The following is a 16842-nucleotide window of genomic DNA, read 5'->3' on the forward strand; positions in this document are numbered from 1 at the left end:
TATGCGCAGGGAATGCGATCAGATCGCGACGATTTTTCCCGGATTCATGATGTTTTTGGGGTCGAGCGCCCGCTTGATCGACCGCATGGCCTCCAGCGCCGCGGCGCCGTGCTCGCCCTCCATGTATTTCATCTTGCCCTGGCCGACGCCGTGCTCGCCGGTGGAGGTACCGCCCATGGCGAGGGCGCGCTCCACCAGACGCTTCATGTAGTGCTTGGCCTTGGCGAGGTCTTCCGGGTCGTCCACGTTCACCATCAGCGTGGTGTGGAAATTGCCGTCGCCCACGTGGCCGACGATGGGGGCGATGAGGCCCATCTCCACGATGTCGCGCTTGGTCTCCATCACGCACTCGGCGAGGCTGGAGATGGGCACGCACACGTCGGTGGCCACCGCTTTGGCGCCCGGCCGCATGGGCAGGACGGACCAATAGGCGTCGTGCCGCGCCTGCCAGAGCCTGGTGCGCTCCTCCGGCTTCACCGCGAACACCGAGGGGCCGCCGCCATATTCCGCCGCCAGCTCGCCGAAGCGATCCGCCTGCTCGTGGACGCTCGCCTCGGTACCGTGAAATTCGAGGAAGAGGGTGGGGGTCTCGGCCAGCGTGAGCTTGGCGTAGGCGTTGGAGGCCTTCACCTGCTCCTCGTCCAGAAGCTCGATGCGCGCCACCGGGATGCCGCTCTGGATGGTGGCGATCACCGTGTTGCAGGCGGCCTCGATGCTGGGGAAGGGACAGACGGCGGCGGAGACTGCCTCCGGGATGCCGTAGAGCTTCAGGGTGATCTCGGTGACGATGCCGAGCGTGCCCTCGGCGCCCACATAAAGGCGGGTGAGGTCGTAGCCGGCGGAAGATTTGCGCGCGCGGGTGGCGGTGGTGAGGATCTCGCCGGTGGGCGTCACCACCTTCAGGGACAGCACGTTGTCCTTCATGGTGCCGTAACGCACCGCATTGGTGCCCGAGCAGCGGGTGGAGACCATGCCGCCCAGCGAGGCGTCGGCGCCGGGATCGAGCGGGAAGAACAGGCCCTGGTCGCGCAGCTCCTCGTTGAGCCGCTTGCGGGTGACGCCGGGTTCGATCACGCAGTCGAGGTCGGCGGTGTTGACGGCCAGGATGCGGTTCATGCGCGAGAGGTCGATGCAGATGCCGCCGAAGGGGGCGTTCACATGGCCCTCCAGCGAGGTGCCCGCGCCCCACGCGATCACCGGGACCGACAGCTCGTCGCACACGCGGACCACGGCCTGCACGTCTTCCGTGCATTCAGCAAAAACAACGGCGTCCGCGGGCTCGTTGGGCAGGTAGGTCGTCACGTTCGCGTGCTGTTCCCGCACCGAGCGATTCGTAACGACCTTGTGATCCAGTGCGGCCTGCAGGCGCTGCACCGCCTGGGCGATGCGATCGGGCATTGCACTGTCGGATTTCGCGGCTGCGGCAACCATTTACAAATCCTTAACCTTTGTCTGCGTCAGGCGAGCGGCTCCCGGATGACGCGAAAGTGGATTGAACCGTTTTAGGAACAGTTTCGACTTGACAGTGACTTTTATGATTCTGTGCGGGACGCGATTTCAGGGTGACGGATGCCTCCTAGCACGGCACAGTGCTTCCACAAGCGGCAAAATCTGCAACCAGCGAAGCGAGGCGGCCATGCTCGACCGAATCGACTTTGAACCCGTGTTCTTTGCCCCGTTCGTGTCCTCCTCCATGAAGGTGGAGACCAACTGGATCGATTATAATGGCCACCTCAACGTGGCCTATTACACGCTCATCTTCGACCGGGCGCTCGACGAGGCGCTCGGCCTGCTCGGTCTGGGACCGTCCTACGCCCGGGCGCGTCGCGCCTCTTTCTTCACCGGCGAATCCCACATCCGCTACGAACGTGAACTGGCCCCCGAATCGCCGGTGCGCGTGACCATGCGGCTGCTCGACTATGACGAGAAGAGGCTGCACCTCTTCCAGTCGCTGCATCATGCCACCGATGGCTGGGTGTCCGCCACGTCGGAGCAGATCACGCTCCATGTGGATCTCGGCTCGCGGCGCGTGGTGCCGTTCCCGGATGACGTGCTCGAGCGGATCGCGACCATGCGCGCCGCCCATGCCGGCCTGCCGCCGCTGAACGGCGTGGGCCGCAAGGTGTCCATGCCGTCGCGCTCCTGAGGCGCGACTTTCGAGGCCGCATGGTCCTTGTGTCCATCGCGGTTCTCGCGGCGCTGTGCGCCGATGGCGGCTGAGGCGATCGCGCCCGGCCGCCATTCTCTTTGGGGTCATGGTCGGTGAACTGCCTAATCGGCAACCATGCCTTTACCGTGCGCTCCGCGCAGGTCTGGCATGCCAACGCCGTAGTTCTGGTGCGCTGCACAGCGGCATATATTGCACTGCGATAAAGCCCCGTAGGGCCAGTGCAGGAGGCCTCCATGAGCGCCGTTACCTTTTCTCCCGACACCCTCTCCCGCGATACCCGCGCTGCCGCCCCCAAGGCTGGCAAGGCTGCGGCCGGCAAGACCGCTGGCAAGGGCTTCTTCGCCCGCCTGATGGGCGCCATCATCGCCGCCCGCATGGAGCAGGCCGAGCGCGAGCTGTCCCGCTACGTGCAGCTCAACGGCCGTGACCCGCTGAACTGACACTCTCTATGTAAGACCCCTCATCCGCGCGGCCGATCCGACCGCGCGGCGAGGGTCAGGGTGGCCCAGCCCTCGATATGCCGCTGGTTGACGAGGTGCAGCCCCTGCGCGCGATAGGCCGCCAGAGCGGCGGGAACCTGCGCGGTGAGCAATCCCGACAGCACGATGCGTCCTCCCGGCGCCAGCAGGGAGGCGAGCGGGCGCGCCAGCCGCTTCAGCGGCGGCAGCAGGATGTTGGCCAGAATCAAATCGTAGGGTCCGTGGATGCGGATCGCCCGCGCCCCGGCGCCGGCCGCATGGACCATGCGTACCCCCGGCGCCTTGTTGGCCGCCGCATTCGCTCTCGCCGTACGCACGGCGATGATGTCGATATCGCTTCCCACGATCTCGGTGTGAAACAGCCGCTCGGCGGCAATGGCGAGCACGCCCGTGCCCGTGCCCACGTCCAGCACGCGCTGCGGGCGTCCCTTGCGTGCGGCGTTGACGATGGCGTGCAGGCAGCCCTGCGTGGTGCCGTGGTGGCCGGTGCCGAAGGCCAGCGCCGCCTCGATCTCGATGCCGATGCGGTTCGGCCCCACCCGGCCGCGATCATGCGAGCCGTGCACCACCACCGGGCCGACAGCCACGGGGGCGAGGCCTTCCAGGCTCGCGGCCACCCAGTCCTTCTGCTCGATCTCGCCGAACGTGACGGCGGCGGCCATCTCCGGGCCGGCCGCGATCTCCACCAGTTCGAGCAGCATCTCCGGATCGAAGGCGGAGCCCGCATAGACCTCCACCACCCAGTCGTCGTCCGTCCGCTCGAAATTGGCCACCGCCACCTCTGCGGGGTCGAATGTTTCCGAGATCAGGTCGGCGATGCGCTGCGCCTGCCGGCGGGGCGCCTCGACCCGCATCACATGGGTGGCGTCGTTGGGGGGGAGGCCTTCGAGCATGGGGAAAACGTCATCCGTTGTCGCTGTGGCCGCCGTCGCCTGTCGCTCCCGTCACGCGGTTGCGCCCGGCGGCCTTGGCCGCGTAGAGGCGCTTGTCGGCCGCTTCGAGCAGCGCCGTCAAGGTCTGGCCGTCCTCGGGCAGCGTGGCGACGCCGATGGACAGGGTCTGCTGCCGCACGCCGTCGGGCAGCGCCAGCGCCGTCACGCTTTCATTGAGCATGTGGGCGAGCGTCACCGCCGAGATATGGGACACGCCCGGCGCCAGCACCGCGAATTCGTCGCCGCCATAGCGCACCACATGGTCCGACTGCCGAAGGCTCTCGGAGATGGCGCCGGCCAGCTGCCGCAGCACCGCGTCGCCGGTGGCATGGCCGTGGAGGTCGTTGACCTCCTTGTAGTCGTCCACATCCACCAGCAGCAGGCTCATGGGCCGGCCGGTCTTGCGGGCGATGGCCACGAGGTCGCGGCCCAGCGGCTCCAGTTGGCCGCGGTGGAGCACGCCGGTGAGTGGATCGAGCCGGGAGGTCACCTCCAGCTGCTCGTAGCGCTGGCGGTAGGTGAGGGTGTCGAACACATCGGCGATGCGCGGGCGCAGCGGATCGCCGGCCATCTCGAAGCGGTCGAGATAGAGCGCGAGCATCAGGGCATAGAAGCCCGCCGCCACCAGCTTGCCGACCCAGCCGCCGATGCCCGCCGACAGCGGCACGTCGAGCGCGAAATGCAGCACGCCGAAGAAGCCGACCTGATCGAAGGTGAGCACCAGCGCCAGCGTCGCCCAGACGACTGTCACCGGATACCGCTTCGCCCGGGATGACAGGCGCTCGTAGACGAGGATCATGGCAATGGAATCGATGAAGAGCAGCAGCGTGCTCCACACCGCCAGCGCGCCCAGCTGGTCCATGAACGTGATGTCCGCCGGCGCGCCGGGAGCTGGCACCACGTTGTGCTGGCGCAGCAGGAAGATGAGCGCCAGCAGCACCAGATTGCCGAGGAACAGCCCATAAATGGGCTGGCGCGCCACCAGCGCGTCCTCGCGAATGTACACGAGCAGCAGAAGTGCCAGTTTTCCGGAAAATAATACCATGGAGCCGGGCGAGAGTGAGACGCCGAACGGCAATTGCACGTAATAGGCGGCGGCGAGATACGTCTCCATGAAATGGAGCGAGCCGAGCGCGCAGAAGAACACGCCGATGCCAAGCGTTCCGCGCAGGCGGAACAGCGCGAGCATGGCGCCGAAATACACCAGCATTTCGGCGCCGAGCAGGAGGATGTTGAGTGCGATCATCGATCTGAAATCTGCGGCGCGGGCGACGCTAGGGGAAGATCGGGGCAAAGATGAGGGGCCGCCCCGACGGACCGAGACGCCATCTCTCGTCGCCCGCAAATATTGCGTCAGGCCTTTTCGACGAAGGTATCTACCACCCGCTTCTCGCCCGCCTTGTCGAACTGCACGGTCAGCTTGTTGCCGTCGATGCCCGTGATTTCGCCATATCCGAACTTGATGTGGAACACCCGCTCGCCCCGCTTGAAGGCGGAGGAGGGGGCGGAAGACGAGGCCACCAGCGTGCCCTCGATCACCATCGGTCCGCGCCGCGCCGAAGCGCCGGCATCGTAGCGCCCGCCGCGCTCCGAGAAGCCGCCCCGTCCGCCGCCGCTCCCGCCGCTGTCCGTGCGGCCACGCTGGGTCTGTGCCCGCTGCCAGCCGGGCGTGGAATAGGAGGAGGCGGCGAAGGGCTCGGCCCGGTCGAACCGGCTCTGGCCGTAGCTGCCGCCGCCGCCATAGGACGAACCGCCCCACCCCATGCCGCCACGGCTTTCTTCCACCTGCACATGGGCGTCGGGCAGTTCGTCGAGGAAGCGGGAGGGCACGGTGGAATTCCACATGCCGTGGATGCGCCGGTTGGAGGCGAACCAGATGCGGGCGGAGGCGCGGGCGCGGGTGATGCCCACATATGCGAGCCGCCGCTCTTCCTCGAGGCCCGCTTTGCCCTGTTCGTCCAAGGCGCGCTGGTGGGGGAACAGGCCTTCCTCCCAGCCGGGCAGGAAGACGGTGTCGAATTCCAGCCCCTTGGCGGAATGCAGCGTCATCACCTGCACCGCATCCTCGCCGGCGCCGTTGTCCACGTCCATCACCAGGGAGATGTGCTCCAGAAAACCGGGGAGGTTCTCGAAGGGCTCCATGGAGCGCACGAGTTCCTTGAGGTTTTCCAACCGCCCGGCAGCCTCGGCGGAACGGTCCTTCTGCCACATCTCGGTATAGCCGCTCTCGTCGAGGACGATCTCGGCGATCTCGGTGTGGGACATGACGCGCGCCTGCTCGCGCCAGCGCTCGAACGCCTGGATGAGCCCACGCAGGGTGCCGCGCACCTTCGGCTTCAGCTCCTCGCTCTCGGTGAGCACACGCGCGGCTTCCTGCAGCGGCACACCGGCGGCGCGGGCGACATCATGGATCTGCTTCACCGTGGCATCGCCGATGCCGCGCTTGGGCACGTTGACGATGCGCTCGAAGGCGAGATCGTCGGCGGTGGAGTTCATGCAGCGCAGATAGGCCAGCGCATCGCGGATTTCCGCCCGTTCATAGAAGCGCGGGCCGCCAATGACGCGGTAGGGCATGCCGAGCGTGACGAAACGGTCTTCAAACTCGCGCATCTGGAAGGAGGCGCGGACCAGGATGGCGATCTCCGACAGGCGATGCCCGGCGCGTTGCAGCGCCTCGATCTCCTCGCCGACGGCGCGGGCCTCCTCGCCGGAATCCCACGCTCCGGTGACGCTGACGCGCTCGCCCTCGTCGCCCTCGGAGAACAACGTCTTGCCCAGCCGCCCCTCATTATGGGCGATGAGATGGGCGGCGGAGGCGAGGATGTGCCCGGTGGAGCGGTAGTTGCGCTCCAGCCGGATGACCTTGGCGCCGGGAAAATCGCTCTCGAACCGGAGGATGTTGTCCACCTCGGCGCCGCGCCAGCCATAGATGGACTGGTCGTCGTCGCCGACGCAGCAGACATTTTTCGAGCCCTGCGCCAGCAGGCGCAGCCAGAGATACTGGGCGACGTTGGTGTCCTGATACTCGTCCACCAGCAGGTACTTGAACCGGCGGTGGTATTCGGCGAGCACGTCGGGGTTCTCCCGGAACAGGCGAATGCCTTCCAGCAGCAGGTCGCCGAAATCTACCGCGTTCAGTGCCTTCAGCCGGTCCTGATAGGCGGCATAGAGCATGCCGCCCTTGCCATTGGCGAAGACCGCGCCCTCTCCGGGCGGCACGTCCTTCGGGGACAGGCCGCGGTTCTTCCAGCCGTCGATGGTGGAGGCGAGCAGCCGCGCCGGCCAGCGCTTCTCATCGATATTCTCGGCGGCGAGGAGCTGCTTGAGCAGGCGGATCTGGTCGTCCGTGTCGAGGATGGTGAAGCCGCTCTTCAGCCCCACCAGCTCATGGTGGCGCCTGAGGATGCGCACGCCGATCGAATGGAAGGTGCCGAGCCAGGGCATCCCCTCGATCTGGTCGCCGACCATGCCGTGGATGCGGTCCTTCATCTCCCGCGCCGCCTTGTTGGTGAAGGTCACCACGAGGATCTGCGAGGGGAAGGCGCGGCCGGAGGCGAGGATATGGGCGACGCGGGCCGTGAGCACGCGCGTCTTGCCCGTGCCTGCGCCGGCGAGCACCAGCAGCGGGCCGTCCAGCGTTTCCACCGCCTCGCGCTGCTCGGGATTGAGGCCGGCAAGATAGGACGCCTGCGGCCCGGCGGGGGCGATGGCGGCGCGCGCACGCGCGGCGATGCCGCCGGGCTTCAGGCCGGGAAGCTCTGGCACTCCACCGGGCTCGTGGCCCGGACGGCGCGGGGATTCAGGCGGTCTCAATGCAAAAGGTCTCGGTGCGCGTGATTCGCTCAAGGGAACAAAATGGCATCGCGCGCGCCGGATTGCGAGCTTGGCCGCAGGCGAGCCCTTACCGGAGCAGTTCGGCGGTGCCTTCGCGCCGCCAAGTGCGCGCCCGAAGCCGCGGCGCCAGCCACCAGGACAGCGGCGCGGACACGATCGACGAGCCGAGCACCACGAAGGGCATCAGGCCCATGGCCTCGCGCGCCAGCGGCGACAGCAGGAGCCCCAGAAGGGCGGCGAAGAACGTGACCGCCTGGATCATCATGAACAGCATGGCGGCGAGTTGCAGCCGGATCGACATGGTTTGAGCCTCCTTCCGAGACGGTCATTTCGGAAGGTCAACCGGCCCACGTGGACCGGGGTTCCCCGCGCGGTGTTCAGGTTCCCGCGAGGTCGGCGGCGGCATCCGGCAGGGTGGGGGCAGCCTTGGGATCGGCGGCCGGCGCCACGGGCAGATGCACGACGTAGAACTTGCGGACTGCGGTCACGCTCTTCCACACCCCCTTGAAGCCCGAGGGGATGACGAAGGACTGGCCGGCATGGAAGGTCTCCGTATGGCCCGAAGCGTCCGTCAGCTCGACGGTGCCTTCCACGAGGACGCAGAACTCGTCCTCGTCATAGCTCACCTCGATCTCCGATGGTGCCGAGGCCCAGAACCCCGCCGAAAAGGCGCCGGTGCGATCCTGATACCATTCATGCACGGTCGTGGCGGCATCGGGGTGCAGCGGCGGGGAAGGATCGAAGCGGATGGAGCGGATGGTCATGGGGGTCACTCCCGGCGCGTCTGGCTCGCTGTGTGTGGCCCATCCTTCGCCCGTCCGCCGTCCTGCCGCAAGGGCGTGCGCAACCCTGCAATCAGCACCACGCCCGTTCCGAAGAAGGCGACCAGCACCGCCACACCGGCCCGCTGGCTCTGCGTCAGGGCGGTGACGATCGCCACCGAGGTCGGCGCGGCAAACGAGGTGATCTTGCCGGAGAGGGCGAACAGGCCAAAGCATTCGCCGATGTTCTCCGGCGGGGCGAGGCGCACCAGAAGGGTGCGCGAGGCCGCCTGGAGCGGGCCGGCGACGGCGCCGATGAGGAGCCCGAGGCCCACATAGACCTTCTCCGGCACCGTGCCGTAGAGGCCGGTTCCCGGCGCCGTTGGTACAAGGCCGAACAGGATGGATGTCCGGTCCACCGACAGCAGCCCGATGCAGGCGAACAGCAGCCCGAGGAGCGCGCCGAGGATGACGAGGCGCGGGCCGAAGGCATCATCCAGCCAGCCCCCCGCCAGCGCCCCGGCCGTGCCGGTGAGGGTGAGCAGGATGCCGAAGATGCCGATCTCGATGGAGCCCCAGCCGAAGGTGCCGGCGGCATAAATGCCCCCGAAGGCGAACAGGGCGACGAGCCCGTCTGCATAGATCATGTTGGCGAGGAGGAAGCGGGCGAGTGCCGGGCGCGTCCTCAGCTTCGGCACCAGCCCGCGGATTTCCGTGAGGCCCTTGCGCACCGCCTCGCGCAGCGGCAGGCCCTTCTTGCGGTCGGGCACGAACATGAACATGGGCAGCACCAGCACCGCGAACCACACGGCCGTGAGCGGCCCCGAGAAACGGTCGCCCTCGCGGGTCGCCGCGTCGAGCCCGAGCGCCGGCGGCCGGCCGATGAGGGTGAGGCCGGTGTCCGGCGCGGTGGAGAAAAAGCCGAGCATCAGCGCCAGCGAAACCAGCCCGCCGAAATAGCCCGCCGCCCAGCCGGTGCCGGAGAGCCGGCCCAGCCGCTCCGGCGGCACGAGGTCCGGCATGATGGCGTTGTTGAAGACGGTGGCGAACTCGACGCCGATGGTGCCGATGGCGAAGGCCGCGAGCACCAGCGGGATGCGTGCCGTATCACCCGGTACCGCGAACCACAGCAGCGCCGACCCTGTCATCAGCATCAGCCCAAACACCGCGATCCACGGCTTGCGCCGGCCGGAGGCATCGGCCACCGCGCCGAGGATGGGCGAGAAGATGGCGATGACGAGCCCCGCCGCCCCGGTGGCGAAACCCCACAGGCTCTGCCCTTCGGCCGGCGTCGGGGCCACGGCGGAGGCGAAGTAGGGCGCGAAGATGAAGGTGGTGATGAGGGTGAAATAGGGCTGGCAGGCGGGATCGAACAGGATCCAGCCGACCACGGCCCGGCGCGGGAGGCGGGAGGCAGGCCGGGAGGAGGGCAAGGGCAAATCCGCAATGGCTGGCGAGCGATGGCCCACCATGGCAGCCGCCGCGCCCGAGGGAAACCGTCTCCGTCGCGAAACCTCAGGCGGGAAAGTCGGGCATGGGCTCGGCCCCGGCCGGCACCACATGCTCCACCAGCGCGGCGATCGCGGATGCAACCAGCACGGCGGCGCCCACGGGCGCAGCGGAGAAGAACTCCTCCTGCACCGCACGGCCGTCCTCGTCCTTGAAGGCGGAGGAGGCGGCACGCACGGCGACCGCCTCGGTCACGAGGTAGCCGTCCTTGACGAGATCGCGGGCGATGGCCTTGGGTGGGCGCTTGTCACGCACGTGCAGCGGCTCCTCCTCGCCTGAGGCCCGCCAGACCACCTTGTAGATGTACATGGCGCTTCGCTGCTCCCTGCGGACATCCGTCCCCTGAACGCCACGGTGGAGCCCCTCGTTCCGATCCTCCTGCATTCCTATGGATCAACTGCCACGCCGCAGCGTTAATGCCGTGTTCGGCGCCGCGGGCGCCTGATTGGGGAGAGGCGGCGATGCTGCAGTCACAGGATCCGTCGTTGTCCGGCCCGGCCAGAGGCGCCGATCTGCCCGGACGGGACCGGCTGCTCGCCTTCTTCACCGCCATCGCCATCGTGACCGTGCTCTATGTAGGGCGCGACGTGTTCGTGCCTATCGCGGTGGCCATCCTCCTGTCCTTCGTGCTGGCGCCGGTGATCCTGGTGCTGCGGCGGGTGAAGGTGCCGCGGACGGCCGCGGCGGTGGTGGTGGTGATCGCCACCTTCGTCGGCCTGCTCGCGCTGGGTTCCGTGATCGCGCTCCAGACTTCCGATCTCGTGGCCAAACTGCCGAAATACCGGCTGAACCTCAGCGAGAAGATCCGCTCCGTGAAGGAGGCGACCGGCGGTTCCGGCACCTTCGAGCGGACCATGGACATGATCCAGGACCTCGGCCGGGAACTTGAGGCGCCGGACCCGGCCAAAGCCGTGAAGGAGGAAGGCGGCCCCTTTGCGACCGGCGGGCGGCCGCTGCCGGTGGAAATCCGCGAGCCGCCGCCGGGCACGCTCGGCACCCTCTCCGCCGTGATGGCGCCGCTGCTGCACCCGCTCGCGACGCTCGGCATCATCTTCATCTTCGTGCTGTTCATCCTGCTCCAGCGCGAGGACCTCAGAAACCGCTTCGTGCGCCTCGCCGGCGCCCACGACATCCAGCGCACCACGGCGGCGCTGGATGATGCGGGGCGACGGCTGTCCCGCTTCTTCCTCACCCAGGTGGCGCTGAATGCGGCGTTCGGTACGGTGATCGGCCTTGGCCTGTGGCTCATCGGCGTGCCGAGCCCGCTCCTGTTCGGTATCGCCGCCGCGGTGCTGCGCTTCGTGCCTTATGTGGGTGCGGCGGTGGCCGCTGCATTGCCCATCGGCTTCGCGCTGGCGGTGGACCCCGGCTGGACCATGGTTCTGTCGGCGGCCGTGCTGTTCATCGTGGTGGAGCCGCTGGTGGGGCACGTCATCGAGCCATTGCTCTATGGCCGCTCCACCGGCCTGTCGCCGGTGGCGGTGATCGCCGCCGCCACCTTCTGGACCTGGCTTTGGGGCCCCATCGGGCTGCTTCTCTCAACTCCGCTCACCTTGTGCCTGGTGGTGCTCGGGCGTCATGTGGAGAGCCTCGAATTCCTGGACGTCGCCTTGGGCGACCGGCCGCCGCTTTCGGACAGCGAACTTCTCTACCAGCGCCTGCTGGCGGGCGACCCCGTAGAGGCCGCCGCGTCCGCTGAGGATGTCCTGCGCCAGACCGATCTCGACGCCTATTGCGACGGCGTGGTGCTGCCGGCGCTGAAGCTGGCCCAGCGTGATGCGGCGCGCGGCGCTCTCGATGCCGAGCGTCAGGCCCGCATCCGCGACACCCTCGCCGATCTGCTCGAGCATCTGCCGGCGCCCGAGGAGAAGGTCGCGGCTGACGCGGAGGATGAGGACGATGCCCGTCCGCGGCCGGAAGGCCCCTCCGTGCTGGTCTTTCCCGCCCGCTCGGCCCTCGACGAGGCGGCGGCTCAGCTTCTGGTCTACCGGCTGACGGCGGATGGTGTCGCCGCCGAGGCGGCGGCGCCCGGCGGTGCCCGGCGGCTGGCGACGGGACAGGCGGGGGTGATCGTCCTCGCCTATCTCTCCCCCGCGACGCCTGCGCACCGCCGCTACACCATCCGCAGCCTCGCCCGCGACCGCACCGGCCGGCGCGTGGTGGTGGCCGATTTCATGGCCGAGGGACCGCCGCCCGTCCTTCAGGGCGAGGCGGCGGCGGTGTCCACCGTGAGGGGCGCGGTGGAGGCGGCGCAGGTGGAGGAGCCCGCGTCGGGGCCTTCCGCTCCCGCATTGGTCCCGGCGCGGGCGGGAGCGGCCTGAAGGGGGCGCCCCCCTTCAGCCCTTCACCAGATCGCCCAGCAGGCTCGCGGCCAGCGTCAGCTTGGAGAGGCTGAGGCCGGACTGGGCGATGTCGCGCACCGTGCGCCGCATGCGCTCCACCTCCTCGCGGCGGCGAGCCACATAGGCTTCCACCGCGGCTTCCCCTGAGACGCCCTCCGCCAGCATCGCCTCGGTGACGCGGCGCAGGAAGGTCTCGAGTTGGGCCAGCGAGCGGTCCAGCGCCAGCCGGTCGTAATAGTCCGGCGCCATGATGCTGCGCGCCTGGGTGATGAGGTCGTCGATGGCGAAGTAGCGCCCCGTCGCGAAGAAGGTGCTGGCCGCGCTCGGGATGGCCTTGCCGGTGGTCTCGGCGATCTGCGCGATGTCGGAGGCCGCCGCGAGCGCCGGCATGGAGGCGACGCGGCGGGCGAGTTCTTCCGGCACCCTTTGGGCGACGAGATCGGCCACGCGCCCGGCGCGGTCCTTGCGCCACACCTCCGGCAGGCTTTCGTCCAGCGCAGCGGCTACCGCGGCAACGCCATTCCGATAGCGCTCCACCACGCCGGCGATGCCATCGGCGAAGGAGACGTTGCCGAGGAACCAGATGGTGCGCCCCACCATCAGGTCCTGCACCGCCGCGTAGAGCTTGAGCTGGACGCGGCCGTCCACCTTGTTGTCCAGCGCGTCGATGGCGGCGGTGAGTTCCGCGAGATGGTAGCTGTCGCGCACCGCCGCGAAGGCGCGGGCGATGGAGGCGGCATCGCCGCCGGTCTGGTCGGAGATACGGGCCATGGCGGAGGGGCCGCCCTGGTTGACGATGGCGTTGGCGAGGCCCGTCGCGATGATCTCCCGGTGGAGGCGGTGGGTCTCGATGGCGTGGGGATAGCGGTCCTGCAATTCGTGCGGGAAGTAATGCACCAGCTCGCCGGAGAGATAGGCGTCGTCCGGCACGCTGGAGCCGACGAGATCGGCCTTGAGGGCGAGCTTGGCATAAGCGAGCAGCACCGCCAGCTCGGGCCGGGTGAGATGCTCGCCGCGCGAGCGCCGGTCAGCGATCTCGGCATCCGAGGGCAGGAACTCCACCGCGCGGTCCAGCTCGCCGCGCGCCTCCAGCATCTGCATGAGGCGCTGTTGGAAGGCGAGGTCGTCGGCGCCCTTCAGCTCGGCGAGCGACAGCGCGAGGGTCTGGGCATAATTGTTGACGAGGACGAGGCGGCCCACCTCGTCCGTCATCTGCTTCAGCAGCGCCGCCCGGTCCGGCACGCTGAGGTCGCCCATCTCCAGGGGCTTGGCGAGGGCGATCTTGATGTTCACCTCCACGTCGGAGGTGTTCACGCCGGCGGAATTGTCGATGGCGTCGGTGTTCAGTCGCACGCCCTTGCGCGCCGCCTCGATGCGCCCGCGCTGGGTCATGCCGAGGTTGGCGCCCTCGCCGATGACCTTCGCGTTGAGATCGGCCGCGGCAATGCGCACCGCGTCATTGGCGCGGTCGCCGGCCTGGGCGTCGGTCTCGGCGGACGCCCGCACATAGGTGCCGATGCCGCCGAAGAACAGGAGGTCCACCGGCGCCTTCAGGATGGCGTTGATCAGCTCCGCCGGGGTGGCGCTCGCCTTCGGGAACCGCAGCAGAGCGCGGACTTCCTCCGAGAGGTCGATGCTCTTGGCGCTGCGGGGGAAGATGCCGCCGCCCTTCGAGATGAGGCCGGCGTCGTAATCGGCCCAGGAGGAGCGCGGCAAATCGAACAGGCGCCGCCGCTCGGCAAAGGCGCGGGCCGGGTCCGGATCTGGATCGAGGAAGATGTGGCGGTGGTCGAAGGCCGCCACCACCTTCAGCGCCGAGGACAGCAGCATGCCGTTGCCGAACACGTCGCCCGACATGTCGCCGACGCCGGCCACGGTGACGGGCGTCGTCTGGATGTCGATGTCCATTTCCCGGAAGTGGCGCTTCACCGCCTCCCAGGCGCCGCGGGCGGTGATGCCCATGGCCTTGTGGTCGTAGCCCACCGACCCGCCCGAGGCGAAGGCGTCGTCCAGCCAGAAGCCGTGCCGCTCCGAGATGGCGTTGGCGGTGTCGGAGAAGGTGGCCGTGCCCTTGTCGGCCGCCACCACGAGATAGGGATCGTCCCCGTCGAGCCGCACCGTGTCGGCCGGGGGCACCACGGCGCCGCCCTTCAGATTGTCGGTGAGGTCGAGGAGGGAGGAGACGAACACCTCATAGGCTGCCGTGCCTTCGGCGAACACCGCCTCGCGGGAGCCGCCGACCGGAAGGCGCTTGGGCACGAAGCCGCCCTTGGCGCCCACCGGCACGATGACGGCGTTCTTCACCTGCTGCGCCTTCACGAGGCCGAGGATCTCGGTGCGGAAATCCTGCGGCCGGTCGGACCAGCGCAGGCCGCCGCGCGCCACCTTGCCGAAGCGCAGGTGCACGCCCTCGACGCGGGGCGAATAGACGAACACCTCGTAGAGCGGGCGGGGCAACGGCAGGCCTTCCACCTTCGCGCTCTTGAACTTGATGGCGATGGGCTCGCGCAGGCGGCCCTGCGCGTCCTTCTGGTAGTAGGTGGTGCGCAGCGCCGCATCCACGAGGTTCACGAAGCGGCGCAGGATGCGGTCTTCGTCGAGGCTGGACACCTCGGCGAGGGCTTCGTCGATGGTCGCGCGCAAGGGCGCCTCGCGGGTGGCGCGGGCTTCGGCGGCAGTGTCCAGAGCCGGGTCGAAGCGGGCGTGGAACAGGCCGACGATGGCCTGGGCGAGGGTGCCGTGGCAGTTCAGCGTCTGCCAGATGTAGTCCTGCGAGAAGGGGATGCCCGCCTGTCGCAGGTAGCGGCCGAGCGCGCGCACCAGTGCCGCCTCCCGGAAGTCGAGGGCGGCATCGAGCACGAGGGCGTTGTAGCCGTCATTCTCCGCCGCGCCGCGCAGCACGGCGTTGAGGCAATCCTCAAGGCGGACGGCGGAGCCCTCCACCGAGATGGTGCCGCCATCCGCCCGCTCCAGCGACATGTCGTGGACCCAGCTCTTGGGGCCGCCGGCAGGCTCGATGCGGAAGGTGCGTTCGTTGATGGCCTTGAGGCCCATGTTTTCCAGCATGGGCACCCGGGCCGCCAGCGGCAGGGGCGCGCCGAAGGAGAGGAGGCGCAGGGCGATGCGCCGGTCGTCGTCGCCTTCCCGGCGGTAGAAATCGAGGGCGACGGGCCGCTCCTCGGAGAGGCGTTCGAGCAGCTCGATGTCGGCGAGCGCCGTGGGCACGCCGTAGGCCGCGCGGTAGCCGGGATCGAACGCCTCCACGTAGCGGCGGGCGAGGCGAACCGCGTCGGTGCTGGTCATGCCGGGCAGTGCCGACACTGCGGCCGAAAGGCGGTCGCGCCAGGTGAGGATGGCGTCCGCCACCGCCCGTTCCAGCTCCCCCTTGTCCACCTCCGGGATGCGCCCCTCGGTGCGGCCGATGTCGTAATGCACGCGCGTGAGCGGCAGGCCGGCGACGAACGCCTGCTCGAAGGACGTGACCGTTCCGCCGTAGGACTTTTCGAGGATGGCGCCCACCCGGTCGCGGACCTGCGCATCGAACCGCTCGCGCGGCAGGAAGGTGAGCACGGAGACGAAGCGGTCGAACCGGTCGGCCCGCGCCAGTACCTTCAGGCGCGGCCGGTCATAGAGCGAGAGGATCTCGCGGGCGTGGCCGAGCAGCGTCGGCACGTCGATCTGGAACAGGTCGTCGCGCGGATAGGTCTCCAGCACGGTGGAGAGCGCGCGGGCGGAGTGGCTGTCCGGCTCCAGCCCGGCGCCGCGGATGACCGAATCCGCCTTGAGGCGCAGATAGGGGATCTCGCGCAGGGAATGGGTGTAGGCCGTGGAGGCGAACAGGCCGATGAGGCGCACCTCGCCGATGAGCCGGCCTTTCTCATCGTGGGCCTTGATGCCCACATAGTCCATCACATCCCGCCGGTGCACCCGAGAGCGCAGGCTGGCCTTGGTGAAGAGGAGCGGGGTCGGGCCTTCCAGGAAGGCGCGGATTTCCGGCGTCGTCACCACCGGCGCATCGCCGAGGCGCAGTTCGTGGACGTCGGGATTGCGCAGGATGCCGAGGCCGCTGTTGGCCTCGGCCTTGAGGCCATCCTCGCTCAGCTCGTAGTGGCGCAGGCCGAGGAAGATGAAATTGTCCTCGGTCAGCCATTCGAGGACGTCGGCGGCTTCCTCGCGGGCGTCGTCGCCATAGGGCCGCTTCTCGCGCCGGTAGCCTTTCGAAAGGCTCTTCACCTGCTTGCGCATGGCGGAGAAATCGAGATTGGCGGCGCGCACGTCGGCGAGGGTTCGGTCCAGTCCCGCCTTCAGCTCCGCCGCCGCGGTCTCGTCGATGGCGGCGACGTGGATGTGGATGAGGCTTTCGCGGTTCTCCTCCGACAGGCCCCGGGGGCCGGGGGTCTCCAGGCCCCGCACCGTGCCGTCGCCGTCCCGCTCCACATGCAGGATGGGGTGGGCGGCGAGCTTCACCACCAGCCCGCGGTCGGCCAGCTCGCCGGCGACCGAGTCAAACAGGAAGGCCATGTCGTCGTTCACCGCCTCGATGACGGTGATGGCCGCCCCCGGCAGATCGGGATTGAAGACGCGCACGCTCGGCTGCCCCTTGGGGCGGCCAGCCACATGGGCCCACGCTTCGCGCAGCAGCAGGACGACGCAGGCCGCCGGGAGAGGCGCCAGATCCTCCGGCGCCACGGCGGCGAGGAAGATGTCGGCGAAGCCGGCTGGCAGATGGGGCGCCTCGCGTTCGACGAGCGCTTTCACCGCGGCCAGAGCCGTCTCGTCGTGGAGTCCGTGCGCGCCGGCTTGAAATCCCATGAC

At 68.7% G+C, this 16842-nt stretch carries 12 protein-coding genes; 3 read left to right on the top strand and 9 right to left on the bottom strand.

The annotated features are described in order from the left end of the window. Positions 1-18: 18 nt before the first annotated feature. Positions 19-1431, bottom strand: a complete 1413-nt coding sequence (locus tag XAN126_RS0106640; RefSeq protein WP_024277812.1) for an FAD-linked oxidase C-terminal domain-containing protein — start codon at positions 1429-1431, stop codon at positions 19-21. A 205-nt stretch (positions 1432-1636) separates the two neighbouring features. Between XAN126_RS0106640 and XAN126_RS0106645 the strand changes: the two genes are divergently transcribed. Further along, positions 1637-2146, top strand: a complete 510-nt coding sequence (locus XAN126_RS0106645; RefSeq protein WP_024277813.1) for a thioesterase family protein — start codon at positions 1637-1639, stop codon at positions 2144-2146. A gap of 257 nt (positions 2147-2403) precedes the next feature. Next, the gene (locus XAN126_RS0106650) at positions 2404-2610 is read left to right on the top strand and encodes a hypothetical protein (RefSeq protein ID WP_024277814.1); all 207 of its coding nucleotides are present in this window, start codon (positions 2404-2406) and stop codon (positions 2608-2610) included. A 20-nt stretch (positions 2611-2630) separates the two neighbouring features. Here the strand turns inward: XAN126_RS0106650 and XAN126_RS0106655 are convergent, their stop codons facing one another. The 7 genes from XAN126_RS0106655 to XAN126_RS0106690 all read right to left on the bottom strand — a co-directional run bounded on the left by XAN126_RS0106655 (position 2631) and on the right by XAN126_RS0106690 (position 9994). Continuing rightward, positions 2631-3542: a 50S ribosomal protein L11 methyltransferase gene (locus XAN126_RS0106655; RefSeq protein ID WP_024277815.1), complete on the bottom strand. Its 912-nt coding sequence runs from the start codon at positions 3540-3542 to the stop codon at positions 2631-2633. A 10-nt stretch (positions 3543-3552) separates the two neighbouring features. Beyond that, on the bottom strand, positions 3553-4827 hold the full coding sequence (locus XAN126_RS0106660) for a GGDEF domain-containing protein (protein ID WP_024277816.1): 1275 nt from the start codon (positions 4825-4827) through the stop codon (positions 3553-3555). Positions 4828-4934: 107 nt separating this feature from the next. After that, on the bottom strand, positions 4935-7346 hold the full coding sequence (locus XAN126_RS0106665; protein WP_024277817.1) for a UvrD-helicase domain-containing protein: 2412 nt from the start codon (positions 7344-7346) through the stop codon (positions 4935-4937). Between the two features lie 136 nt (positions 7347-7482). Next, positions 7483-7716, bottom strand: a complete 234-nt coding sequence (locus XAN126_RS0106670; protein WP_024277818.1) for a hypothetical protein — start codon at positions 7714-7716, stop codon at positions 7483-7485. Between the two features lie 76 nt (positions 7717-7792). Then, a complete protein-coding gene (locus XAN126_RS0106675; RefSeq protein ID WP_024277819.1) occupies positions 7793-8179 on the bottom strand; it encodes a cupin domain-containing protein in 387 nt (128 codons plus the stop codon). A gap of 5 nt (positions 8180-8184) precedes the next feature. Then, entirely contained in the window at positions 8185-9609 is a 1425-nt protein-coding gene (locus tag XAN126_RS0106680; RefSeq protein WP_245272225.1) for an MFS transporter, read from the bottom strand. An 82-nt stretch (positions 9610-9691) separates the two neighbouring features. Next, positions 9692-9994, bottom strand: coding sequence for a hypothetical protein (locus XAN126_RS0106690; RefSeq protein ID WP_024277821.1), 303 nt, complete (start codon positions 9992-9994; stop codon positions 9692-9694). 152 nt (positions 9995-10146) lie between these two features. Here XAN126_RS0106690 and XAN126_RS0106695 point away from each other — a divergent pair, with 152 nt between their 5' ends. Beyond that, a complete protein-coding gene (locus tag XAN126_RS0106695) occupies positions 10147-12006 on the top strand; it encodes an AI-2E family transporter (protein WP_024277822.1) in 1860 nt (619 codons plus the stop codon). 15 nt (positions 12007-12021) lie between these two features. Here XAN126_RS0106695 and XAN126_RS0106700 read toward each other — a convergent pair whose 3' ends face one another. Further along, entirely contained in the window at positions 12022-16839 is a 4818-nt protein-coding gene (locus XAN126_RS0106700; RefSeq protein WP_029876821.1) for an NAD-glutamate dehydrogenase, read from the bottom strand. Positions 16840-16842 lie beyond the last annotated feature (3 nt).

Origin of the sequence: Xanthobacter sp. 126 (assembly GCF_000526175.1) — a bacterium.
Lineage (GTDB): Bacteria > Pseudomonadota > Alphaproteobacteria > Rhizobiales > Xanthobacteraceae > Xanthobacter > Xanthobacter aminoxidans.

Bases quoted from the DNA above. Each gene is read 5' to 3' on its own strand.
- XAN126_RS0106640 (WP_024277812.1), bottom strand. From the start codon at position 1,431: ATGGTTGCCGCAGCCGCGAAATCCGACAGTGCAATGCCCGATCGCATC.
- XAN126_RS0106645 (WP_024277813.1), top strand. From the start codon at position 1,637: ATGCTCGACCGAATCGACTTTGAACCCGTGTTCTTTGCCCCGTTCGTG.
- XAN126_RS0106650 (WP_024277814.1), top strand. From the start codon at position 2,404: ATGAGCGCCGTTACCTTTTCTCCCGACACCCTCTCCCGCGATACCCGC.
- XAN126_RS0106655 (WP_024277815.1), bottom strand. From the start codon at position 3,542: ATGCTCGAAGGCCTCCCCCCCAACGACGCCACCCATGTGATGCGGGTC.
- XAN126_RS0106660 (WP_024277816.1), bottom strand. From the start codon at position 4,827: ATGATCGCACTCAACATCCTCCTGCTCGGCGCCGAAATGCTGGTGTAT.
- XAN126_RS0106670 (WP_024277818.1), bottom strand. From the start codon at position 7,716: ATGTCGATCCGGCTGCAACTCGCCGCCATGCTGTTCATGATGATCCAG.
- XAN126_RS0106675 (WP_024277819.1), bottom strand. From the start codon at position 8,179: ATGACCATCCGCTCCATCCGCTTCGATCCTTCCCCGCCGCTGCACCCC.
- XAN126_RS0106690 (WP_024277821.1), bottom strand. From the start codon at position 9,994: ATGTACATCTACAAGGTGGTCTGGCGGGCCTCAGGCGAGGAGGAGCCG.
- XAN126_RS0106695 (WP_024277822.1), top strand. From the start codon at position 10,147: ATGCTGCAGTCACAGGATCCGTCGTTGTCCGGCCCGGCCAGAGGCGCC.
- XAN126_RS0106700 (WP_029876821.1), bottom strand. From the start codon at position 16,839: ATGGGATTTCAAGCCGGCGCGCACGGACTCCACGACGAGACGGCTCTG.